Origin of the sequence: Methylibium sp. Root1272, assembly GCF_001425905.1 — a bacterium.
Classification (GTDB): domain Bacteria; phylum Pseudomonadota; class Gammaproteobacteria; order Burkholderiales; family Burkholderiaceae_C; genus Methylibium.
The window spans coordinates 291,228-312,489 of the sequence record NZ_LMDY01000012.1; the positions used below are offsets into that span (position 1 = coordinate 291,228).

Below are 21,262 nucleotides of genomic sequence, written 5' to 3' on the forward strand. Positions count from 1 at the left end.
CGGATGCGGTTTCAGACCGCCAGCGCCTTGATCTTGGCCGACAGGCGGCTCTTGTAGCGAGCGGCCTTGTTCTTGTGGAACAGACCCTTGTCGGCGATCGAATCGATCACCTTCTGGGCCGACTTGAAGGTTTCACCGGCCTTGGCCTTGTCGCCAGTGGCCACGGCCTTGAGCACGCCCTTGATGGCAGTGCGGAACTTCGAGCGCAGCGAGGTGTTGGCGGCGTTCAGGCGGACGTCCTGACGCACGCGCTTGCGGCCCGACGCGATGCGGACCGATTTCTTGACTTTGGAAGAGGTGGCCATTGTGTGACGGGGTTTTGGGGGGAAAGCCTGCGAGTATATCACTGGCCCCCAGGTCGTCCATGGGGCCGGGCGCCGGCGTGAACCGACGTTAGTAGGCACTTCTATACTCGCGCACCTTCCTTCGTGTCTGCCCCGCTCTCGACCAGCGTCAGGCCAGCCCATCTCCTCCATGAACCTGCTGCGTGCCGCGTCGACCGTCTCCCTGCTGACGCTGGCGTCCCGCATCACCGGTCTGGTGCGCGAGCAGATGGTGGCGGCGGCGTTCGGCGCGAGCGTGATGACGGACGCCTTCAATGTGGCCTTCCGCATCCCCAACCTGCTGCGCCGGCTGTTCGCGGAGGGCGCGTTCTCGCAGGCCTTCGTGCCCTTGCTGGCCGAGAGCCGCGCGCGCGACGGCGACGAGGTGACGCACGCGCTGATCGACGCCGTGGCCACGGTGCTGCTGTGGGCCCTGCTTGTCACCTGCGTGCTCGGTGTCGTCGGCGCGCCGGTCCTGGTGTGGGTGATGGCGCAGGGACTGCAGAAGAGCGGCGGCTTCGACCTCGCGGTCGCCATGACGCGCTTCATGTTCCCCTACATCGGCTTCATGTCGCTGGTCGCGCTGTCGGCCGGCATCCTGAACACCTGGAAGCGCTTCGCGGTGCCGGCGGCCACGCCGGTGCTGCTGAACCTGTCGTTCATCGCAGCCGCCTGGTGGGGCGTGCCGCGCTTCGAGGCCTGGGGCATCGAGCCGATCTATGCGCTCGCGCTGGGCGTCATGGTCGGTGGCGTGCTGCAGCTCGCCGTCCAGCTGCCGGCCTTGAAGCGCATCGGCGCCCTGCCGCATTTCGGCCTGTCGCTGGCCCGCCTGCGCCGTGCCTGGCACCACCCCGGCGTGCACCGCGTGCTGAAGCAGATGGCGCCGGCGGTTCTGGGGGTGTCGGTGGCGCAGATCTCGCTGCTGATCAACACCCAGATCGCCACACAGATCGGCGCCGGCGCGGTGTCGTGGCTGACCTATGCCGACCGGCTGATGGAGTTTCCGACTGCGCTGCTGGGTGTGGCGCTCGGGGTGGTGCTGCTGCCCCAGCTGTCGGCCACCCAGGCCGAAGGCGGCGGCGAACGCTACGCGGCGCTGCTGGATTGGGGCCTGCGGCTGGTCGTGCTGCTGGCGCTGCCGTGTGCGGTGGCGTTGATCGTGTTCCCCGAGGCCCTGGTGTCGGTGCTCTACCACCGCGGCGCCTTCAGCGCCTTCGACGTGCACCAGACCGTCACCGCACTGCGTGGCTACGGTGCCGGGCTGCTGGGGCTGGTGGCGCTGAAGGTGCTGGCGCCCGGCTTCTATGCCAAGCAGGACATCCGCACGCCGGTCAAGGTGGCGATCGTCGTGCTGGTGCTCACCCAGTTGCTGAACCTGCTGTTCGTGCCACAGCTCGGCCATGCCGGCCTCGCGCTGTCGATCGGATGCGGGGCGCTCGTCAACGCCCTGTGGCTGCTGATCGGCCTGCACCGCCGCGGCAGCTGGCGGCCGTCACCGGGCTGGCTGGCCTTCGGCGCGAAGGTGCTGGTCGCGAGCCTGCTGATGGGAGCAGGGCTGACCTGGGCCGCGCAGTTCTTCGACTGGGTGGCGCTCGGCGCGCGCGAGCTGCAGCGCGCCGGCACGCTGGCCGCGGTGCTGCTGGGTGCGGCGTTGCTGTACTTCGGCACGCTGCTGGCGTTGGGCGTGCGGGTGAGGCACTTCGCCCGCCGCGCGTGAGGGTCCCCGGTAGGACGCCGCCTACAGGGCCTCGCGCCGGCGTCCGGCCGACAGTCCGCAGGCAACTGCCTACAGTGCGTTCAGGCCGCAGCTCGCGAGCAGCGGCCCAGCAGAACCGAACGCAACCGGCACCCAGCACATCGAGGAGAAGCCCATGAACACCCCCCGTTCCACCCTGGCCGTCATGGCCCTGAGCACCCTGTTCGCGCTGGCCGCCTGCCAGCCTGCCGAAGGCCCGGCCGAGCGCGCCGGCAAGCAGATCGACAACGCCGCCGAGAAGGTGGGCGATCAGGTCGAGAAGGCCGGCGACAAGATCAAGGACGCCACCAAGGAAGCGAAGAAGGAACTGAGCAACTGAGGCCGGGTCCTTGCGGCGGGCCGCCGGCTCGCCGCCGCTGACGATCCGCTCTAGACTCGGTGCATGCCTGCACCGTTTACCGTCGAGGTGCCTACCGCGCTCGAGCATTTCGCCGCGTTGGTGGCCGACGACGCCAGCCTCTCGCTCACCGAGGCAGCCATCTCCATCGCGCAGGACGAGCACCCTCTGCTCGACAGCCAGTCGGTGCTGGCGGAGCTCGATGTGCTGGCCGATCGGCTCAAGCGCCGGATTCCGGCCGATGCGCCGGCAGTCCAGAAGCTGCGCTTCCTGAACCGCTATTTCTTCCAGGAACTCGGCTTCGCCGGCAACCTGAACGATTACTACGCCAGCGGCAACAGCTACGTGCACGAGGTGCTGCGCACGCGCTGCGGCATCCCGATTTCGCTGGCGGTGATCTACCTCGAGTTCGCCGGCCAGATCGGGCTCACCGCGCGTGGGGTGTCCTTCCCCGGCCACTTCCTGGTCAAGGTGAAGATGCCTCAGGGCGAGGTGATCCTCGATCCCTTCACCGGCCAGTCGCTGTCGCGCGACGAGCTCGACGAACGCTTGGTGCCCTACAAGCGCCGCCAGGGCCTGCAGGGCGAGTTCGACATGCCGCTGGGCCTGTTCCTGCAGGCGTCGTCGTCGCGCGAAGTGCTGGCGCGCCTGCTGCGCAACCTGAAGGAAATCCACCGTGCGGCCGAGGACTGGGCTCGCCTGCTGGCGGTGCAGCAGCGGCTGGTGCTGCTGCTGCCGCGCGAATGGGACGAGCGGCGCGATCGCGGCCTGACCCAGGCCGAACTCGGCGTCTGGGATGCCGCCGCCGACGACCTGGATGCCTATGTGGCGCACAGCCCGCAGGCCGAGGACCGGCGCGCGATCGCCGAGCGTGCGGCCGAGCTGCGCGCGCAGGGTCGGCCGCGCCTTCACTGAGCCGCCACCGCGATTCACCGACACGCCGAGCCGCGAAGTGCGGCCCCGGCGCGAGACACCGTCTCGCTGGCGCGCCCCGGGCGCCCCATAAAATCGGTGCATCTTCGGGGTGGCCTGCCAGGCAGGGACCGCCTCACTCGCCGACGCCGGATGCGCGTCGCCCGCCTTGCCTCCCGCTGCCGACACCCGCCCCATGACCCTGACCGCCGCCCAAAAGCAGAGCCTGGCCTGGCTCGTCATCGGCGCCGCGCTGGCGCTGGCGTTGTGGTTGCTGGGGCCGGTGCTCACGCCGTTCGTCATTGCTGCGGTGCTGGGCTACGCGCTCAACCCGCTGGTCGATGGGCTGACGCGCCGCCGCGTGCCGCGGCCGCTGGCCGCCCTGCTGGTGGAGGTGCTGGCCCTGCTGGTGCTGCTGGCGGTGCTGCTGCTGATCGTGCCCATCTTCGTGAAGGAGCTGCCGGCGCTGCGCGACCAGATCCCGGAACTGCTGACGCGGCTGGATCGCTGGCTGCAGCCGACGCTGGCGCGCTTCGGCGTCGACGTCGCGCTCGACGTGGCCAGCATCAAGGCCTTCATCCTCGGCCACGTGGGTGACAACACCGAGAGCTGGATCGCGACCGCGCTCGACTCGCTGCGCATCGGCGGCAGCTTCATGCTGGGCCTGCTCGGCGGCGCGGTGCTGCTGCCGCTGGTGCTGTACTACGTGCTGGTGGACTGGCCGCAGATCGTGGCCCGCGTCCAGGCGCTGGTGCCGCCGCGCCGCCGCCCCGGCTTCGACAGCTTCATGGGCGAATGCGACCGCATGCTCGGGCAGTATCTGCGGGGACAACTGCTGGTGATGGGCATCCTGGCCGCCTTCTACAGCATCGGCCTGGCGCTGTTCGGCTTCGACCTGGCCCTGCCGGTCGGCGTGTTCACCGGCGTCGCGGTGTTCATTCCCTACGTGGGCTTCGGGCTCGGCCTGGTGCTGGCGTTGCTGGTCGGCCTGCTGCAGTTCGGCGGGCTGTACGGCATCGTCGCGGTGGCGGTGGTCTACGGCCTGGGCCAGGTGGTCGAGAGCTTCTACCTCACGCCGCGGCTGGTCGGCGAGCGCATCGGCCTGCACCCGATCACGGTCATCTTCGCGCTGCTGGCCTTCGGCCAGCTGTTCGGCTTCATCGGCGTGCTGGTCGCGCTGCCGGTCAGTGCCGTCGGCGTGGTGGCCTTCCAGCGCCTGAAGGCGCTCTACCTCAGCAGTCCGCTGTACCAGGGGTGATGCCGTCCGCATGAAGCAACTGCCCTTGCTGCTCGGGCCCGGCCCGGCGCAGAGCTTCGAGAACTTCGCGGTCGGCGCCAATGCGGTGGCCGTCGGCGCCTTGCGCGCGGCGTCGTCCTCGTCGACTCCGCTCTACGTGTGGGGGCCGGCGGGAGCCGGCAAGACCCACCTGCTGCGCGCGCTGGCCCGCGAGGCGGCGGTGCAGGGTCGGCGCGTCGGCGCCTTCGATCCGTCGCTCGAGGCGCCCTGGCCCTGGGGCGAAGGCGTCGACCTGGTCCTGCTCGACGGCTGCGACGATTTCGACGCTGCCCGGCAGCACGCCGCCTTCGCGCTGTTCGTCGAGGCCGCGACGCATGGCGTGCCGGTGGTGGCCGCCGGGCGCCTGCCGCCGGTCGACCTGCCGGTGCGCGAGGACCTGCGCACGCGCCTGGGCTGGGGGCCGGTGTTCCAGCTGCTGCCGCTGGCCGAGGCGGAGATGCGTGTCACGCTCAAGCGCGAGGCGGGCCGCCGCGGCATCGCGCTGTCCGACGACGTGACGAGCTACCTGCTGACGCGCTTCGCACGTGACCTCGGTTCGCTGATGGCGCTGCTGGACGCGCTGGACCAGTTCGCGCTCAGCGAGCAGCGCGCGGTCACCGTGCCCCTGCTCAAGCGCATGCTGACCGAGCAGCCTCTCAAGGAAGGTGCATGAATCTCTGCCTGTTCGATCTCGACCACACGCTGCTGCCGCTGGATTCCGACCACGCCTGGGGCGAGTTCGTCGTGGCGCTGGGCTGGGCCGACGGCCCCGAGCAACGGCGCGCCAACGACGCCTTCTACGCGCAGTACCAGGACGGCACGCTCGACATCGCGGCGTACGTCGAGTTCGCCACCCGCGCGTGGCGCGCGCGCCCGGCCGCCGAGCAGGCCGCCGCCCACGAACGCTTCATGCGCGAACTGATCCGCCCGGCGATCCGGCCCGAGGCGCTGGCGCTGGTGCGCGAGCACCAGCAGCGCGGCGAACTGACCGCCATCGTCACCGCGACCAACGAGTTCGTCACCCGGCCGATCGCGGCCGCCTTCGGCGTCGAGACGCTGATCGCGGTCGAACTCGAGCGCGACGCGGCGGGCGCCGTCACCGGCCGCATCCAGGGCACGCCGTCCTTCCGCGAGGGCAAGACAGTGCGTGTGCAGCAGTGGTTGCACGGCCTGGGCCGGCGTGTGCAAGACTCCGAACGCGTCACCGTCTACAGCGACTCGACCAACGACCTGCCGCTGCTCGAACTCGCGACCCACCCGGTCGCAACCAACCCCTCGCCGGCGCTCGAGGCGATCGCCCGTGAACGCGGGTGGCCCCTACTGAAACTGTTCCCATGATCAAGAGACTCATCAACAAGCTGCTCGGCAAGGGCGACGACGGCACGCCGGTGGCACGCCCCGACAAGGGCCAGGCCAAGGCCGGCAAGCGCGTCGAGGTGGCGCAGGCCGAGCACGGCATCGACCCGGCACTGGTCGACGACCGCGCGCTGAAGGTCGTGGCCACTCTGCACGAGGCCGGCTACGAGGCCTACATCGTCGGTGGCGCGGTGCGCGACATGATGCTGGGGCTGCGGCCCAAGGACTTCGACGTCGCCACCAACGCGACGCCGGAGCAGGTCAAGGGCCTGTTCCGCCGCGCCTTCATCATCGGGCGGCGCTTTCGCATCGTGCATGTGGTCTACGGCCGCGGGCGCGAGCACGAGGTCATCGAGGTGTCGACCTTCCGTGCCTACCTCGATTCGGCCGCAGCCGAGCAGGTGGCCGGCAACGAGAAGACCTCCAAGGCCGAGCTGTCCGGCAAGAGCCACGTGGTGGACGCCAGCGGCCGCGTGCTGCGCGACAACGTCTGGGGCCCGCAGCACGAGGACGCCGCGCGGCGCGACTTCACCGTCAACGCGCTCTACTACAACCCGCAGACGCAGATCGTCGTCGACTACCACGGTGGTATCGCCGACGCGAAGAAGCGCCTGCTGCGCATGATCGGCGACCCGGTCACGCGCTACCGCGAGGACCCGGTGCGCATCGTCCGCGTGGTGCGCTTCGCGGCCAAGCTGGGCTTCGAGATCGAGCCGAAGACGCGCGCACCGATGCGCGAATGTGCGGCCCTGCTCGAGGCGGTGCCGATCTCGCGGCTGTTCGACGAGATGATCAAGCTGCTGCAGACCGGCCACGCGCTGGCCTCGATCGCCCAGTTGCGCAAACAGGGCCTGCTGGGCGCCGGCCCCGATGCGCCGGGCATCTTCCCGCTGCTCGACGCGGTGCTGGCCGACGCCGAGCGCAACCCGGCCCGCGCCGCCTTCATCGACGCCGCGCTGGCCGACACCGACCGCCGAGTCGGTGAGGACAAGCCGGTCGCGCCGAGCTTCCTGCTCGCCTGCCTGCTGTGGCACGAGGTGCTGGTGGGCTGGGAACGCGCCAAGGCCCAGGGCGAGCCGCCGTTCCCGGCGCTGCAGCTGGCGATCGACGGCGTGTTCGACATGCGCATCGGCGACATCTCGGGCCGCGGCAAGCTCGGCACCGACATGCGCGAGATCTGGATGATGCAGCCGCGCTTCGAGCGCCGCAGCGGCAGCACGCCGCTGAGCCTGGTGGAGCAGCCGCGCTTTCGTGCCGGCTTCGACTTCCTGCGCCTGCGCGCCGACACCGGCGAGGTGGAGCCCGAACTCGCCGAGTGGTGGGAGGACTTCTCGCTCGGCGACGACGAGGAGCGCCGCGCCTTGCTCGATCTGGCGCGCGAGCAGGACCACGGCCGGCGCGCGGCCGGCGGCGCCGCTGGCCGCAGCGGCGGCCATCCGGCAATCGCTGGCGGCGAAGTCGTCCCGGACAGTGTCTCCGACGCGCCGGCGAAGAAGCGCCGCCGCCGGCGCCGCAAGCCGGCCGGTGGCGCGGGAGCTGCCGGCGAGGCGCTGGTGGGCGCATCGGCGGGCGACGGGGACGCCTGAGCATGGCGGAAGTGCGGCGGGCCTACGTCGGCCTCGGCGCCAACCTGGGTGATGCGCGGCTCACCCTGCAGGCCGCACTCGACGCCCTGGCGGCGTTGCCGGACACGCAGCTCGTGGCGGTCTCTTCCCTGTACCGCAGCGCCCCGATCGACTCCAGCGGCCCCGATTATCTCAATGCCGTCGCGGCGCTGGACACGGCGCTCGAGCCGCACGCGCTGCTGTCCGCGCTGCAGGCCATCGAGCAGGTGCACGGCCGCGAGCGCCCCTACCGCAACGCGCCGCGCACGCTCGATCTCGACCTGCTTCTGCACGGCGACACGCGCCTCGACACGCCGGTGCTGACGCTGCCGCATCCGCGCCTCCACCAGCGCGCGTTCGTTCTGCTCCCGCTGGCCGAGATCGCGCCATCGCTGGCGCTGCCGGGCCGCGGCGCCGTGGCCGACTGGCTGCCGGGCGTTGCCGACCAGGCCGTCGAGCGCTGTCCCTCCGACTGAAAGCCGCGCATGAACCTGTCCTTGCCGATCCCGTTGCAGACCATCCTGCTGCTGACCGCGTCCAACGTCTTCATGACCTTCGCGTGGTACGGCCACCTGAAGAACCTGGCCGACCGGCCCTGGTACGTGGCGGCCCTGCTGAGCTGGGGCATCGCCCTGTTCGAGTACATGCTCATGGTGCCGGCCAATCGCATCGGCGTGCAGCAGTTCAGCGTCGGGCAGCTGAAGATCATCCAGGAGGTCGTGACGCTGAGCGTGTTCGTGCCGTTCGCGGTGTTCTACCTGCGCGAGCCGCTGAAGCTCGACTACCTGTGGGCCGGCCTGTGCCTGGTGGGAGCGGTGTACTTCATGTTCCGGTCGTCATGAGCGCTGCAGCCGGGATGCGCTTCGCGCACGTGGTGGTGGAAGGGCCCATCGGCGTGGGCAAGACCACGCTCGCCCGCTCGCTGGCGGCTCACTGGGGCGCCAGACTGGTGCTGGAGCAGCCAACCGAGAACCCCTACCTCGCGCGCTTCTACGAGCACATGGGGACGCCGCAGGGCCGCGGCCGCGGCAACCCGCTGGCGCTGCAGACCCAGCTCAGCTTCCTGTTCCAGCGCGTCGAGCAGATGAAGGAGCTGGGGCAGGGCGGCATGTTCGACCACGGCGTGGTGAGCGACTTCCTGTTCGCCAAGGATGCGATCTTCGCGATGCTCACGCTGGGCGACGAGGACCTCGCGCTCTACCGGCAGATCTACAAGCGCCACAGCGCGCAGGCACCGCAGCCCGACCTGGTGATCTGGCTGCAGGCGGAGCCCGATGTACTGATGGCGCGCATCCGCCGCCGCGGCATCGAGATGGAGCGCCACATCACCGAGGACTACCTGGGCTCGCTGTGCCGCGGCTACGTGCGCTACTTCGCCAACCACCGGGGCGCGCCGGTGTTGGCGATCAACACCGAGGTCTTCCACCCCAGCGAGAACCCGGCCGACTTCCGGCGGCTGCTCGATCGCATCGATGACTTCAAGGGGCCGTTCGAGCTCTTCGACCCGCCGGACCCGCCCGGTCGGGGCGCCGATGGACAGATCGGCGACACCGTCGCCGGGGGGCTGATCGAACTGTGACAGTAATGTGACAATCCGCCTCGCGCGGCGCCGGCCCTCGGCACCGCACCCGTTCCTGGAGCGTCCATGCTGTTCGGCAAGCTGCTGCCGCGTGAAGGCAATTTCTTCGAGTTGTTCAACCAGCATGGCGAGCACATCGTCGAAGGCGCGCGCGCCTTCATCGCGATGATCGAGCACTATGCCGACGTGCCCGAGCGCGAGCGTCACGCCGCCGCCGTGATCTCGGCCGAGCAGAAGGCCGACAAGATCACGGCCGAGGTCAACCGCCTGCTGCACAAGACCTTCATCACGCCGCTCGACCGCGAGCAGATCCACGGCCTGATCAACGCGATGGACGACGTGCTCGACCTGCTGCAGGACACGACCGAGACGATGAGCCTCTACGACGTGCGCCGCATGACCGAGGAGACGCTGCGCCTGGGCCAGCTCAGCGCGCGCTGCTGCGAGCGGGTGCGCGACGTGGTGGCTCTGCTGCCGCGCATCAGCGAGCCCAGTGCGGTGGAGGCGGCGATGAAGACCTGCGAGGAGATCGACCACCTGGAGAGCGACGCCGACCGCGTGATGCGCTCGGCCATGAGCAAGCTGTTCCGAGAGGAGCCCGACGTGCGCGAGCTGATCAAGCTCAAGGCGATCTACGAGATGCTCGAATCGATCACCGACCGCTGCGAGGACGTGGCCAATCTGATCGAGGGCATCGTCCTCGAGAACTCCTGAGACCGTCCGTGGAGGCGGTCCAAATCAGCTTCTGGGTCGTCGCATTGCTGGTTCTTCTGGCGATCGCGTTCGACTTCATGAACGGCTTCCACGACGCGGCGAACTCGATCGCCACCGTCGTCTCGACCGGCGTGCTCAAGCCGCAGCAGGCGGTGGTGTTCGCGGCCGCCTTCAACTTCATCGCGATCTTCGTCTTCCACCTGTCGGTGGCGGCCACCGTCGGCAAGGGCATCGTGCAGCCGGGCATCGTCGACCCGAACGTGGTGTTCGGCGCGTTGGTCGGGGCGATCGCCTGGAACCTGATCACCTGGTACTACGGCATCCCGTCGTCGAGCTCGCACGCACTGATCGGCGGCATCGTCGGGGCGGTGATCGCGAAGGCCGGCCCCGATGCACTGGTGCTGGCGGGCGTGCTGAAGACGGTCGCCTTCATCCTCGTCTCGCCGCTGCTCGGCTTCGTGCTGGGCTCGGGCCTGATGGTCGCGGTGGCCTGGCTGTTCCGCGGCAAGACGCCGCTGCGCATCGACCGCTGGTTCCGCCGCGCCCAGCTGGTGTCGGCCGGCATGTACAGCCTGGGCCATGGCGGCAACGATGCGCAGAAGACCATCGGCATCATCTGGATGCTGCTGATCGCCTCGGGCTACGCGGCGGCCAGTGACACATCGCCGCCGTGGTGGGCGATCTGGTCCTGCTACATCGCGATCGCGCTCGGCACCATGTTCGGCGGCTGGCGCATCGTCAAGACGATGGGGCAGAAGATCACCAAGCTCAAGCCGGTGGGCGGCTTCTGCGCCGAGACCGGCGGGGCGATCACGCTGTTCCTCGCCACCGGGCTGGGCATCCCGGTGTCGACCACGCACACCATCACCGGCGCGATCGTCGGGGTGGGCTCCACGCACCGCCTGTCGGCGGTGCGCTGGGGCATTGCGGGGCGGATCGTCTGGGCCTGGATCTTCACGATCCCCGCCTCGGCGCTGATCGCAGCGGTGTTCTACGGGCTGAGCCTGCTGGTGTTCTGAGCTGACGCAGCGCGGCCCGCAGCGCGCGCCGCATCTCCAGCGCTCACTACTTCTTCTCGACCAGCTTCTTCAGGTTCGCGAGCCCGGACTGGTAGACGCCGGTCACGGCCTTGACGGCCGCCTCGTCGTTCTGGTCCGGCGGCGGATCGTTGTTCGGGAAGCCGCGGTAGAACGCACCGCGCCACTCGACGGTGCTCTTGGCGCCGTCGCCGCTGACGGTGAGGGTCGAGGTGTAGTTGGTGACCGGCAGCGCGCCGCCGTCCTTGGCGCGGTAGGTGTAGCTCCTGCCTTCCGCGTTGTAGCGCTCGAGCGACTCGACGAGGCTGCCGCCGCCCTTGATCTTGACGGTGCGCACCGAGCCTTCGGTGTTGCCCTTGTCGGCCGGGCTCTCGGCCACGGCGGGGTGCCACTTCGCGAGCGCGTCGAAGTCCTTGATCTGCGCCCACACCGCATCGGCCGGCGCGTCGATCGTGATCTTCTCGACCACCTTCTGACGTGTCGGGCCGTGGGCGAGCGCCACGCTGGAAGCCAGTGTCAGTGCCGCGAGGGCGAGCCACCGTGAAAACATCGAAAGTCTCCTGTCTGTTGGGGGAACACAAGGCGCAGGGCGGGAGCCCTGCATCGAATCAGGGTGCGACCGGTGCACCGACGAAGGCGCCGAAGCCGCGCGGGTTGCTGCCGGTGTTCACGCGGCGCAAGAGTTGTCCGGTGGCCGCATCGAGCACCGAAACATTCTCATCCATCCAGTTCACCACCAGCACGTGGTCGCCTGAGGAGGCTACGCCTTCCGGGTAGCCGAAGCCCGTCAGGGTCTGTACCAGCGTGAGTGTGTCGGGATCGACCACCGACACCGTGTCGTCGCGCTGATTGGTGACGTACAGGCGCCGGCCGCCCTGCGCCAGTGCGGCGCCGTAGGGCGCCTTGCCCACCTTCACGCGACCGGCGACGCGCGGCGCCGCGGCGTCGCGCACGTCGATGGCCGTCAGGTCGTCGCTGTAGACGTTCAACGCATACAGCCGCTGGCGCGCGGCATCGAACAGCAGTGCGAAGGGGTGTTCGCCGACCGGCACCCGGGCCCGCACGGTGGCGCTGGCCACGTCGACCAGCGCCACGAGGTTGTCGTCGCGCTCGGCCACGTAGACGGTCGCGCCGTCGGCCGCTACCGCCACGCCGGCCGGCGCGCGGCCCAGCGGCACGCGCAGGGTTTCCTGGTGCGTGGTGGTGTCGAAGCCCAGCAGGTGCCGGCCGAACCAGTCGGCCACGTAGACGCGCCGCCCGTCGGCCGAGGCATCGATGCCGACCGCGCCCTGGCCGGCCGGCAGCGTGTCGATCACGCGCTGCGTGCGCATGTCGATCACCGATACGGCATTGCTGTCCGGCGCGGTGACGAACACCTTGCCGACCCGCCCGACCGCCACCACGCCGGCCGGCGAGCGGGCGACCGGGATGGTCGCCGTCACGCGGTCGGTCGCCAGGTCGATCACCGACACGCTGTGGTCGCCCTGGTTGGTGATGTAGGCATAGGGCGCGGCGGGGGCGGCCGTTGCCAGCATCAGCAGCGCCAGCAGCGCGATCGTGCGCGGTTCGGGGGTCGCCGCAGGCCGGAAAGGGAATGACATGGCGGGACGATACCAACGCTCGCCGCCGTCGCCCGGTCAAAGTCCTGCCGCGCCGAAGGGCTGTCGGCGGCCGGGCGGTCATCGAAACGTCATGCGCCGGACGCCGGCGCGTCATCGGCCGGCGTGACCATGGCGGTCCATGCGATGGGCGTCTCTTTCCTTTCGAACCATGGGCACGCGCCTGGCGGCCGAGTCGGTCGCCTCGCGCCTCTCGCCCATGGCGACACTGCCTTCGTCGGATGATGAAGGGGAGGGGCGGTTGCAGGTCCGCAGCGTCTGGATCTCCGACGTGCACCTGGGCACGCCGGGCTGCCAGGCGGCCGCGCTGCTCGACTTCCTGAAGACCGTCGACAGCCGTCACCTCTACCTCGTCGGCGACATCATCGACGGCTGGCAGCTGCGGCGAAGCTGGTACTGGCCGCAGGCGCACAACGACGTGGTGCAGAAGCTGCTGCGCAAGGCGCGCAAGGGCACCCGCGTGGTGTTCGTGCCCGGCAACCACGACGAGTTCGCGCGCAAGTACCTGGGCCACAGCTTCGGCGGCATCGAGGTGGTGGACGACTGCGTCCACACCACCGTCGACGGCCGGCAGCTGTGGATCACCCACGGCGACTACTTCGACGGCGTGATCCAGTGCGCCAAGTGGCTGGCCTACGTGGGTGACTCGGCCTACGAGTTCACGCTGCGGCTGAACCGGCACTTCAATTCGCTGCGCGCCCGGCTCGGGCTGCCGTACTGGAGCCTGTCGAAGTACCTGAAGCTCAAGGTCAAGCGCGCGGTCAGCTTCATCGGCGACTTCGAGCAGGCGGTCGCGCGCGAGGCGCGCCGGCGCGGCGTGCAGGGCGTGGTCTGCGGCCACATCCACCACGCGGAGCTGCGCGACATCGACGGCATCCTCTACGCCAACGACGGCGACTGGGTCGAGAGCCTCACCGCGCTCGTCGAGCATGTCGACGGCCGGCTCGAGATCCTGGACTGGGGTGATCGCGCCGCGTGGGGCGCCAAGGCCTCGGCGCAGGCCGTGGTGAGCACCGGGCCTGCGGCGGCGGGGGTCGGCGCATGAAGCTGCTGCTGGTCACCGACGCCTGGCACCCGCAGGTGAATGGAGTCGTCACGACGCTGGTCGAACTGGTGGACGGCCTGCGCCAGCGCGGGCACGAGGTCGAGGTGATCGACCCCTCGGGCTTCCGCCGCTTCGCCTGCCCCGGCTACCGCGAGATCGAGCTGGCGTGGCGCCCCGGCGCCGAGGTGGCGCGCCGCATTGACGCGGCCAGCGCCGATGCGATCCACATCGCCACCGAAGGGCCGCTCGGCGGCGCGGCGCGCCGGCACTGCCTGCGGCGCGGCCTGGCCTTCACCACGGCCTTCCACACCCGCTTCCCCGACATCCTGGCCAAGGCGCTGCACGTGCCCACGGCTTGGGGCTACGCGTGGTTCCGGCATTTCCACGGCGCGTCGAGCGGCGTAATGGTGCCGTCGGACGGCATGCGGCGCCTGCTCGAGAGCTACCGCTTCCCGAAGCTGCGGGCCTGGTCGCACGGCGTCGACCTGCGCCTGTTCTCGCCGGTGGCGGGCAGCGAGTTCGATCTGCCGCGCCCGATCTTCCTGTATGTCGGACGGGTGTCGTACGAGAAGAACCTCGAGGCCTTCCTGCAACTCGACCTGCCCGGCAGCAAGCTCGTCTACGGCGTGGGGCCGGTCGAGGCGACGCTGCGGCGCCAGTACCCGCAGGTGCACTGGCGCGGCCTGGTGCCGCGCACGTCGCTGCCGGCGATCTACAGCGCGGCCGATGTGTTCGTGTTCCCGAGCCGTTCCGAGACCTTCGGGCTGGTGATGCTCGAGGCCATGGCCTGCGGCACGCCGGTCGCGGCCTACCCGGTCGCCGGCCCGCTGGACGTGGTGGGCGACTCGCGCGGCGGCGTGCTGCACGAGGACCTGCGCACCGCCGCGCTGCGCGCGATGGAGCTGCCGCGGGAAGGCGCCCGGGCGCGCGCCCTGCAGTTCGACTGGTCCTCGGTGTGCGAGCAGTTCATCAGCCTGCTGGTGCCGGCCCACCGGCAGGCGCGGATGCGGCCGGACGCCGCATCACCCGACGCTGTGAATGCCGTCGCTCCGGCCCAGCGGGCCTGAGCTCCGTTCCGTCAGAACTGCAGCAGCAGCCCGGCCTGGATCACCAGCGGATCGAGCTTCGCATCGGCGGTGACAGGGGCTCCACCGAGCGCCGGCAGGGTGCCGCTGGCGGTGGTCTTGAGGAAGAGCTTCTTCACGTCGACGAACAGGCCCAGCGTGGGCGAGAGCTTGTAGTCGATGCCGGCCTGCAGCACCGAACCCCAGGCGTTGTCGACCGAGAGCCGCGCGACCGAGCCGTCCTTCTCGTCCATCACGAGGTAGTACACCGCACCGGCGCCGACATAGGGCTGCAGCGTCCCGCCGGCGTTGAACTGGTACTGCGCGGTCAGCGCCAGCGGCCCGTACTTCATCTCCCCCAACCGCCCGAAGGCCGCGGCGCTGCCGGTGCCGTCGATGTCGGTAGTGGGCGGGATGCCGACGGTCAGGCCGGCCGACCATTCGGGCGTGAAGCGGTAGCCGATCTCGGCCAGCAGCGTCGTGTCGTCCGACAGCTTGGCGCCGGCGCCGGGGACCGGCGCGCCGCCGATGCTCAGGGTGATCCGTTCGTCGAAGGCGATGCGGCCGGGGCCGATGCGCAGGCGCCAGTCTTCGTCGGCCGCGAGGGTGGTGGTCGCCATGCTGCCTAGCAGGCCGGCCACGACAAGGGCACGGCCGATGCGGCCTTGGGTCTCGAGTTTCAACGGACGCTCCGATCTTGTTGTTGCAGTTCCCTTGACGAATCAGGGCGGGTGACAGCACGCCCGCGGCCTCCCGCCGCTGCTCCGGCGCGGCCGAAGCCGGCAGATGATAGGGGAAGCTGTCGGCCCAGCCGAAGGGTGACCGGGCAGCCTGTCGCTCCGCTTGCAGGACGCTTCAGCGGGCCACGCATCGCACTCGGCAGCAGCAGCCGAGAGGGCTGAACGGTTGTTCCACCCACCGATCACTGTGTGACAGGTGGAACGGAAATGTGTCATGGGCGGCGGGAACACATGCTTGCGACCCCCCTTGGTGTTATCCCTTGTTTCCGGGCTTCGGGCTGCTCATTCGGCCCTTCGTCTGCGCCATTGCGGCGCAGACCGGCCTCTTCAGCGTGGGTTGAGCAACTGGCATAGCGATTGCGCGCTATCACCTGCGGTTTTGGCCGCGACATGTCGAAACTGATCCAAGACCTTCCCATAACGAGGAGACACCATGACGAAAAAGACGACGGCTCACACCCTTGTCAAACGCTCGCTCATCGCTGGCGCCGTGCTGGCGACGGCCGGCGTGGCCAGTGCCCAAAGCAACGTGACGATCTATGGCCGCATCGACACCGGCGTCGAGTACCAGGACAAGGTCGCGACCGGCACCGGCGACAGCTCGCGCACGTCCCTGGCCAACGGCGGCATCCTGCCGAGCATCTGGGGCTTCAAGGGCAATGAAGATCTCGGCGGTGGCCTGAAGGCCGTGTTCAACCTCGAAGGCGACTTCGACGGCAGCACGGGTGGCACGCGCTTCGGCGGCGGACTGCAGCTCTTCGGTCGTCAGGCCAACGTCGGCCTCGCGGGCGACTGGGGCACCGTGCTGCTGGGCCGCCAGTACAGCCCGGCGATCCTGGCCGACCTGGGCACCGACCCGCGCGGTTTCAAGGAGTCGTTCTCGACCCTGCTGCCCTACGCCCTGTCGCAGAACCCGGCGGGCAACGGCGTCACCGGGAACAACTTCCTCGGGATCTTCAATGGCAACATGATCTCGTACACCAACGCCTTCGGCCCGGTCACGCTGCGTGCCGGCTATGGCTTCGGTGAGGTGGCGGGTGGCGGTTCGGAGGGCAGCACCGTGGCCGTGGGTGTCACGTACGCTGGTCCTGTGACCGTGTCGAGCACGTACCAGCAGATCAAGGGCATCGCCTCGGGCGACGCGGAAAGCAAGCGCTTCTCCCTCGGCCTCGCGGTTCCGTTCGGCGCGCTGACCGGCAAGGTGTACTACGCGAAGGCCGAGACCGACGATGCGGCGGGCGCCAAGATCTCCGACTCCGATTACTTCGGCGTCGGCGGGGACTGGGCCTGGAACCCGCAGAACACGCTGACGGTCGCCGTCTACATGGGCGACGACGATGTGTTCGACGGCAAGACCAAGGACCTCGTGATCAGCAACGACTACGCCCTGTCGAAGCGCACGACCCTGTACGCGCAGTTCGTGTACGCGGATGTCGACACCGGCGCGAACCCCGCCCTGTCGATCGCCGCGGACCGTGGCCCGATCCCCGGCGAGAAGACCAAGATCCTGGGCATCGGCATCAAGCACGACTTCTGATCGATCGTGTGAGCACCCCGATGCGTCGGGGTCCTGTCGAGGGGCTGCATCCGCAGCCCCTTTTTTGTTGGCCGGGGGCCGCAGGCCGGGTTCTACCGGCGCGGGACACGGGACTGTCACGAATCTGCCTCATGTCTTTCATAGACTCTTGAAATGAGCGCTCTTCCGAAGTCTGCCGTCGAACCGGCGGTCCTGCCCCCGCCCCCACCTCCGCTGCTCAACCGTGAGCAGGCCATCCTGGAGTTCAACCGTCGCGTGCTGGCCCAGGCCCTGCGCGAGGATGTGCCGTTGCTGGAGCGGCTGCGCTATGTGTGCATCGTCTCGTCCAACATGGACGAGTTCTTCGAAGTGCGTTTCGCCGACTACCTGGAGGCCTCGCGACTGCCCGGCTCGGGCATCACCTCGCGCGAGATGGCGGAGGTGGCCGCCGCGGCCCACGCGCTGATCGACGCGCAGTACGCCGCCTTCAACGAGGTGGTGATGCCGGCCCTGCAGCGCCAGGGCATCGTGGTGCTCAACCATGCCGAGCGCGACGCCGCGCAGCGCCGCTGGGTCGACGGCTTCTTCCAGCGCCAGGTGCGACCGCTGCTGGTGCCGGTCGGCCTGGATCCGGCCCACCCCTTCCCGCAGGTGGCGAACAAGTCGCTCAACTTCATCGTCAAGCTCGGCGGGCGCGACGCCTTCGGGCGCGACAACTCGATCGCCATCGTGAAGGTGCCTCGCGTGCTGCCGCGCGTGATCCGCCTGCCCGAGCCGCTGGCGCCCGGGCGGCAGGCTTTCGTGATGCTGTCCAGCGTGATCCGCGCCCACCTCGAGGAACTGTTCCCCGGCCGCACCGTCGAGGCCTTTTCGCAGTTCCGCGTGACGCGCGACTCCGACCTCGACGTCGACGACGACGTGATCAACCTGCGCCAGGCGCTGCGTTCCTCGCTGTCGACGCGCCACTTCGGCCAGGCGATCCGGCTCGAGGTGGTGGCCACCTGCCCCGAGGAACTGAGCGAGTTCCTTCTGCAGCAGTTCGGCCTGCCCGACGCCGCGCTCTACCACGTCAACGGGCCGGTGAACCTGGTGCGGCTGAACCAGCTGATCGATCAGGCCGATGCCGACGACCTGCGCTTCCCGTCCTACGAGTGGGCCTGGCCGAAGGGCCTGCCGCGCGGCGAGGGCGCGCAGGGTTCGATGTTCGAGCGCCTGCGCGAGGGTGACGTGCTGATGCACCACCCCTTCGAGAGCTTCGAGCCGGTGGTGCAACTGCTGCGCGAGGCGGTGCACGACCCCGATGTGCTGGCGATCAAGCAGACCATCTACCGCACCGGCGCGCAGTCGGTCCTGATGGACCTGCTGCTCGAGGCGGCGCGGCGCGGCAAGGAGGTGATGGCGGTCGTGGAGCTGAAGGCGCGCTTCGACGAGGAGGCCAACATCAACTGGGCCGAGCGGCTGGAGGCGGTCGGTGCGCAGGTGGTGTATGGCATCGTCGGCCTGAAGACGCACGCCAAGCTGCTGCTGATCACGCGCCGCGAAGCAGGCGCTCGCGGGCCGCTGCTGCGCCGCTACGGCCACCTGTCGACCGGCAACTACAACCCCCGGACGGCGCGCCTGTACACCGACGTCGGCTGCCTGACGGCCGATGCCGAACTGACCGCCGACATCGACCTGGTGTTCCAGCAGCTCGCGAGCCTGACGCGCGGCAAGGCGCCGAAGCAGCTGCTGCTCGCGCCGAGCAGCCTGCACCGTCAGATGCTGCGCTTCATCCAGCGCTGCACAGAGGCGGCGCGTGGCGGCCAGGCCGCGCGCATCGTCGTGAAGATCAACTCGCTCACCGACGAGGCGCTGATGCTGGCGCTGGCCGAGGCCTCCCAGGCCGGCGTCGAGATCGACCTCGTCGTGCGCGGCGCCTGCATGCTGCCGCCGGGGCTGCCGGGGTTCACCGAACGCGTCCGCGTGCGCTCGGTGGTGGGGCGCTTCCTCGAGCACACCCGCATCCTGTACTTCCGCTGGGGTCCGACGGACGACGACGAGGTGCTCTACCTGTCGAGCGCCGACTGGATGACGCGCAACATGCTGCGCCGCATCGAGGTGGCCTGGCCGGTGCGCGATGCGCGGGCCCGCCAGCGCGTGATCGACGAGTGCCTGCTGCCCTATCTGCACGACCGCCGCGATGCCTGGCGCCAGCTCGCCGACGGCCGCTACGAGCGCATCGGCACCGACGGGCCCAGCGCCCAGCAGGCGCTGATGACGCGCTACCACCCGGACTGAGCGCCGGCCCCGGACGCGGCATGGACCTGATCCTCTGGCGCCACGCCGAAGCGCATCTGCTGCGCGAGGGGCAGGCCGATGCCCAGCGGGCGCTCACCGCCAAGGGCGAGCGGCAGGCGCAGCGCATGGCCGAGTGGCTGAACCAGCGCATGGCCGAATCGACGCGCGTGTTGGTCAGCCCGGCGCTGCGGGCCCAGCAGACGGCGCGTGCGCTCGACCGCAGCTTCAAGACCGTGGCGGCGCTCGCGCCCGAGGGCACGCCCGACGGCCTGCTGGCCGCGGCACGCTGGCCGGACTCGAACGAACCGGTGCTGGTGATCGGCCACCAGCCGACGCTGGGCTTCGTGGCCGCGCGGCTGCTGGCCGATACCGAGCGCTACTGGTCGATCCGCAAGGGCGCCGTCTGGTGGCTGCGGCACCGTGAACGAGAAGGCGTGGTGCAGGTCGTGCTGCAGGCGGTGCAGGGGCCCGATCTGCTCTGAGCGAGCCCAGCGGCTTTCGCCGCGGCGGCGCTCAGCCGTCCGTGCGGACCGCCAGCTTCAGGCGGCCGGCCCGTTCCCAGGCGCGCACCTCCTCGCCCAGCAGGTGCATGGTGCGGGGGTGGCCGTCGGCCCAGGCACGGTCGATGCGGAGTTGCGCGCCGTCGTCGGTGCGCCGCAGCGCCACCACCCGCTCCGGCACGTCGTTGCGCGCATGGCACAGCAGCGCGGCGAGACGCAGGCTGAGCACCGGCCACAGCGTGGCTTCCTGCTCCAGCGTGCTGTCGAGCTTGCGCAGGCTGCCGCGGTGGCCGAGCACCAGCTCGGCCACACGCCGCTGCTGACTCTGCGAGAAGCCCGGCGCGTCCACATGCGCCAGCAGGTAGGCGCTGTGGCGGTGGTGGTCGTGGTGCGACACCGACATGCCGACCTCGTGCAGCGCGGCGGCCCAGGCCAGCTCGCGCGCGGTCTCGGTATGGCCGTTGCGCGGCGTGGTGGTGCTCCGGTACAGCGCGCCGGCCAGGCGCTGCACGCGCGCGGCCTGGGCGAGGTCGCTGCCGAAGCGGCGCTGCAGTTCGTGAACCGAGGTGTCGCGCATGTCCTGCCGGTGCGTCTGGCGGGTCGGGGCCTGCGCCGCCTCCAGGCGCTCGGCCAAATCGAACAGCACGCCCTGGCGCAGGGCACCGCGCGCGGGCTGCAGCGCGTCGATGCCGAACTGCAGCGCCAGCGTGTAGAGGATCGACAGGCCGCCGCCCAGCACCGCACGGCGCTCGGGCTTGAGCCCCGGCAGGTCCAGCGCGTCCTGGTGGCCGGCGGCGAGGCAGGTCTCGATGCACCAGCGCAGGCCCACCGGCGTGATGACGCCATCGCTGATGCCGTTGGCCGCCAGCAGCTGCGACACCGCGCCCACCGTGCCCGAGGAACCCAGCGCCTCGATCCACTGCCCCGGTGCGAAGGGCTGCAGCGCTTCCTCGAGCTCGGCGCCGGCCGCCACCTGCGCGGCACGGAAGGCGTCGGCAGTGAAGCGGCCGTCGGGGAAGTAGCGCATCGACAGGCTCACGCTGCCGACCTGGAAGCTCTCGGCCTGGCGCGGTGTGCGGCCCTGACCGAGGATCATCTCGGTGGAGCGGCCGCCGATGTCGATCACGATGCGCGGCCGCTCGCTGGGCTGCAGCCGCGCCACGCCGGCGAAGATCAGGCGGGCCTCCTCGCGGCCCGAGATGACTTCGATCGGGTGGCCGAGCACCGTGCGCGCGCGCGCCAGGAAGGCGTCGCGGTTCCTGGCCTCGCGCAGCGTCTGGGTCGCCACGGCGCGCACCTGGGCCGGCGCGAAGCCGCGCAGCCGCAGCGCGAAGCGCGCCAGGCAGGCCAGGCCGCGCAGCTGGGCCTCCTCGTTCAGCCGACCGTCGGCGTCGAGCCCGCCACCGAGGCGCACGGTCTCCTTCAGGTAGTCGATGCGCTTGTAGCGGCCCCGGATCAACTGGCCGATCTCGAGGCGGAAGCTGTTGGAGCCGATGTCGATGGCGGCCAGCTGGGCGGCTTCGGGGAACTCGGGCAGGGCGTTCGTCGGCATGGCAGGGATTGTCCCTGCATTCGGTGACGCTACCCTCACCGCGGCAGGGCCGGCA

At 70.0% G+C, this 21,262-nt stretch carries 22 protein-coding genes; 17 read left to right on the plus strand and 5 right to left on the minus strand.

Annotated features, from left to right (window positions below; genetic code table 11):
• Positions 1-11: 11 nt before the first annotated feature.
• Positions 12-305 (minus strand): 30S ribosomal protein S20, encoded by a 294-nt coding sequence (rpsT, locus tag ASC67_RS07185; RefSeq protein WP_056317122.1) that lies wholly within the window; start codon positions 303-305, stop codon positions 12-14.
• A 169-nt stretch (positions 306-474) separates the two neighbouring features.
• On the opposite strand from rpsT, the gene murJ reads away from it, so the two are divergent.
• The 12 genes from murJ (at position 475) to ASC67_RS07245 (ending at position 10,876) form a co-directional block, all read left to right on the plus strand.
• Positions 475-2,040, plus strand: coding sequence for a murein biosynthesis integral membrane protein MurJ (gene murJ / locus ASC67_RS07190; protein ID WP_056317124.1), 1,566 nt, complete (start codon positions 475-477; stop codon positions 2,038-2,040).
• A gap of 154 nt (positions 2,041-2,194) precedes the next feature.
• On the plus strand, positions 2,195-2,398 hold the full coding sequence (locus tag ASC67_RS07195; RefSeq protein ID WP_056317129.1) for a hypothetical protein: 204 nt from the start codon (positions 2,195-2,197) through the stop codon (positions 2,396-2,398).
• A 63-nt stretch (positions 2,399-2,461) separates the two neighbouring features.
• Entirely contained in the window at positions 2,462-3,331 is an 870-nt protein-coding gene (locus ASC67_RS07200) for a SirB1 family protein (protein ID WP_056317132.1), read from the plus strand.
• A gap of 193 nt (positions 3,332-3,524) precedes the next feature.
• On the plus strand, positions 3,525-4,586 hold the full coding sequence (locus ASC67_RS07205; protein ID WP_056317135.1) for an AI-2E family transporter: 1,062 nt from the start codon (positions 3,525-3,527) through the stop codon (positions 4,584-4,586).
• 10 nt (positions 4,587-4,596) lie between these two features.
• The gene (gene hda, locus ASC67_RS07210; RefSeq protein ID WP_056317137.1) at positions 4,597-5,277 is read left to right on the plus strand and encodes a DnaA regulatory inactivator Hda; all 681 of its coding nucleotides are present in this window, start codon (positions 4,597-4,599) and stop codon (positions 5,275-5,277) included.
• Entirely contained in the window at positions 5,274-5,942 is a 669-nt protein-coding gene (locus ASC67_RS07215; protein ID WP_056317139.1) for an HAD family phosphatase, read from the plus strand. Before hda ends, ASC67_RS07215 begins: the two co-directional genes overlap by 4 nt.
• Positions 5,939-7,546, plus strand: coding sequence for a polynucleotide adenylyltransferase PcnB (gene pcnB, locus ASC67_RS07220; RefSeq protein ID WP_056317144.1), 1,608 nt, complete (start codon positions 5,939-5,941; stop codon positions 7,544-7,546). The genes ASC67_RS07215 and pcnB overlap by 4 nt, the downstream gene beginning before the upstream one ends.
• A 2-nt stretch (positions 7,547-7,548) precedes the next feature.
• Complete coding sequence (folK, locus tag ASC67_RS07225; protein WP_056317147.1) at positions 7,549-8,040, plus strand: 2-amino-4-hydroxy-6-hydroxymethyldihydropteridine diphosphokinase; 492 nt, start codon at positions 7,549-7,551, stop codon at positions 8,038-8,040.
• Between the two features lie 9 nt (positions 8,041-8,049).
• On the plus strand, positions 8,050-8,406 hold the full coding sequence (locus tag ASC67_RS07230) for a DMT family protein (protein WP_056317149.1): 357 nt from the start codon (positions 8,050-8,052) through the stop codon (positions 8,404-8,406).
• Positions 8,403-9,143, plus strand: a complete 741-nt coding sequence (locus ASC67_RS07235; protein ID WP_235566252.1) for a deoxynucleoside kinase — start codon at positions 8,403-8,405, stop codon at positions 9,141-9,143. The genes ASC67_RS07230 and ASC67_RS07235 overlap by 4 nt, the downstream gene beginning before the upstream one ends.
• 66 nt (positions 9,144-9,209) lie before the next feature.
• Positions 9,210-9,857 (plus strand): DUF47 domain-containing protein, encoded by a 648-nt coding sequence (locus ASC67_RS07240; protein ID WP_056317152.1) that lies wholly within the window; start codon positions 9,210-9,212, stop codon positions 9,855-9,857.
• Positions 9,858-9,865: 8 nt separating this feature from the next.
• A complete protein-coding gene (locus ASC67_RS07245; protein ID WP_056317155.1) occupies positions 9,866-10,876 on the plus strand; it encodes an inorganic phosphate transporter in 1,011 nt (336 codons plus the stop codon).
• A gap of 46 nt (positions 10,877-10,922) precedes the next feature.
• Here the strand turns inward: ASC67_RS07245 and ASC67_RS07250 are convergent, their stop codons facing one another.
• Together ASC67_RS07250 and ASC67_RS07255 are read right to left on the minus strand one after the other, a co-directional pair.
• Positions 10,923-11,444 carry an SRPBCC family protein gene (locus ASC67_RS07250; protein ID WP_056317157.1) on the minus strand — a complete coding sequence of 174 codons (522 nt, stop codon included), beginning with the start codon at positions 11,442-11,444 and terminating at the stop codon, positions 10,923-10,925.
• A 58-nt stretch (positions 11,445-11,502) separates the two neighbouring features.
• Entirely contained in the window at positions 11,503-12,495 is a 993-nt protein-coding gene (locus ASC67_RS07255) for a YncE family protein (RefSeq protein ID WP_056317160.1), read from the minus strand.
• A gap of 217 nt (positions 12,496-12,712) precedes the next feature.
• On the opposite strand from ASC67_RS07255, the gene ASC67_RS07260 reads away from it, so the two are divergent.
• On the plus strand, positions 12,713-13,558 hold the full coding sequence (locus tag ASC67_RS07260) for a UDP-2,3-diacylglucosamine diphosphatase (RefSeq protein WP_056318240.1): 846 nt from the start codon (positions 12,713-12,715) through the stop codon (positions 13,556-13,558).
• The gene (locus tag ASC67_RS07265) at positions 13,555-14,625 is read left to right on the plus strand and encodes a glycosyltransferase family 1 protein (RefSeq protein WP_056317162.1); all 1,071 of its coding nucleotides are present in this window, start codon (positions 13,555-13,557) and stop codon (positions 14,623-14,625) included. The genes ASC67_RS07260 and ASC67_RS07265 overlap by 4 nt, the downstream gene beginning before the upstream one ends.
• An 11-nt stretch (positions 14,626-14,636) precedes the next feature.
• Here ASC67_RS07265 and ASC67_RS07270 read toward each other — a convergent pair whose 3' ends face one another.
• Positions 14,637-15,305, minus strand: coding sequence for an OmpW family protein (locus tag ASC67_RS07270; protein WP_235566253.1), 669 nt, complete (start codon positions 15,303-15,305; stop codon positions 14,637-14,639).
• Positions 15,306-15,795: 490 nt separating this feature from the next.
• On the opposite strand from ASC67_RS07270, the gene ASC67_RS07275 reads away from it, so the two are divergent.
• The 3 genes from ASC67_RS07275 to ASC67_RS07285 all read left to right on the plus strand — a co-directional run bounded on the left by ASC67_RS07275 (position 15,796) and on the right by ASC67_RS07285 (position 19,637).
• Positions 15,796-16,899, plus strand: a complete 1,104-nt coding sequence (locus ASC67_RS07275; RefSeq protein ID WP_056317167.1) for a porin — start codon at positions 15,796-15,798, stop codon at positions 16,897-16,899.
• 153 nt (positions 16,900-17,052) lie between these two features.
• Positions 17,053-19,155, plus strand: a complete 2,103-nt coding sequence (ppk1, locus tag ASC67_RS07280) for a polyphosphate kinase 1 (protein WP_056317170.1) — start codon at positions 17,053-17,055, stop codon at positions 19,153-19,155.
• A gap of 20 nt (positions 19,156-19,175) precedes the next feature.
• On the plus strand, positions 19,176-19,637 hold the full coding sequence (locus ASC67_RS07285) for a histidine phosphatase family protein (protein WP_056317173.1): 462 nt from the start codon (positions 19,176-19,178) through the stop codon (positions 19,635-19,637).
• Between the two features lie 31 nt (positions 19,638-19,668).
• Here the strand turns inward: ASC67_RS07285 and ASC67_RS07290 are convergent, their stop codons facing one another.
• Complete coding sequence (locus tag ASC67_RS07290) at positions 19,669-21,207, minus strand: Ppx/GppA phosphatase family protein (protein ID WP_056317176.1); 1,539 nt, start codon at positions 21,205-21,207, stop codon at positions 19,669-19,671.
• Between the last annotated feature and the right edge of the window lie 55 nt (positions 21,208-21,262).

Coding starts and splice junctions, on each gene's coding strand:
- ASC67_RS07255 (WP_056317160.1), bottom strand. CDS start 12,495: ATGTCATTCCCTTTCCGGCCTGCGGCGACCCCCGAACCGCGCACGATC.
- ASC67_RS07275 (WP_056317167.1), top strand. CDS start 15,796: ATGACGAAAAAGACGACGGCTCACACCCTTGTCAAACGCTCGCTCATC.
- ASC67_RS07230 (WP_056317149.1), top strand. CDS start 8,050: ATGAACCTGTCCTTGCCGATCCCGTTGCAGACCATCCTGCTGCTGACC.
- ASC67_RS07265 (WP_056317162.1), top strand. CDS start 13,555: ATGAAGCTGCTGCTGGTCACCGACGCCTGGCACCCGCAGGTGAATGGA.
- folK (WP_056317147.1), top strand. CDS start 7,549: ATGGCGGAAGTGCGGCGGGCCTACGTCGGCCTCGGCGCCAACCTGGGT.
- ASC67_RS07285 (WP_056317173.1), top strand. CDS start 19,176: ATGGACCTGATCCTCTGGCGCCACGCCGAAGCGCATCTGCTGCGCGAG.
- ASC67_RS07235 (WP_235566252.1), top strand. CDS start 8,403: ATGAGCGCTGCAGCCGGGATGCGCTTCGCGCACGTGGTGGTGGAAGGG.
- murJ (WP_056317124.1), top strand. CDS start 475: ATGAACCTGCTGCGTGCCGCGTCGACCGTCTCCCTGCTGACGCTGGCG.
- ASC67_RS07215 (WP_056317139.1), top strand. CDS start 5,274: ATGAATCTCTGCCTGTTCGATCTCGACCACACGCTGCTGCCGCTGGAT.
- ASC67_RS07240 (WP_056317152.1), top strand. CDS start 9,210: ATGCTGTTCGGCAAGCTGCTGCCGCGTGAAGGCAATTTCTTCGAGTTG.
- ASC67_RS07290 (WP_056317176.1), bottom strand. CDS start 21,207: ATGCCGACGAACGCCCTGCCCGAGTTCCCCGAAGCCGCCCAGCTGGCC.
- ASC67_RS07195 (WP_056317129.1), top strand. CDS start 2,195: ATGAACACCCCCCGTTCCACCCTGGCCGTCATGGCCCTGAGCACCCTG.
- ASC67_RS07260 (WP_056318240.1), top strand. CDS start 12,713: ATGGCGACACTGCCTTCGTCGGATGATGAAGGGGAGGGGCGGTTGCAG.
- ASC67_RS07250 (WP_056317157.1), bottom strand. CDS start 11,444: ATGTTTTCACGGTGGCTCGCCCTCGCGGCACTGACACTGGCTTCCAGC.
- ppk1 (WP_056317170.1), top strand. CDS start 17,053: ATGAGCGCTCTTCCGAAGTCTGCCGTCGAACCGGCGGTCCTGCCCCCG.
- ASC67_RS07200 (WP_056317132.1), top strand. CDS start 2,462: ATGCCTGCACCGTTTACCGTCGAGGTGCCTACCGCGCTCGAGCATTTC.
- hda (WP_056317137.1), top strand. CDS start 4,597: ATGAAGCAACTGCCCTTGCTGCTCGGGCCCGGCCCGGCGCAGAGCTTC.
- pcnB (WP_056317144.1), top strand. CDS start 5,939: ATGATCAAGAGACTCATCAACAAGCTGCTCGGCAAGGGCGACGACGGC.
- rpsT (WP_056317122.1), bottom strand. CDS start 305: ATGGCCACCTCTTCCAAAGTCAAGAAATCGGTCCGCATCGCGTCGGGC.
- ASC67_RS07205 (WP_056317135.1), top strand. CDS start 3,525: ATGACCCTGACCGCCGCCCAAAAGCAGAGCCTGGCCTGGCTCGTCATC.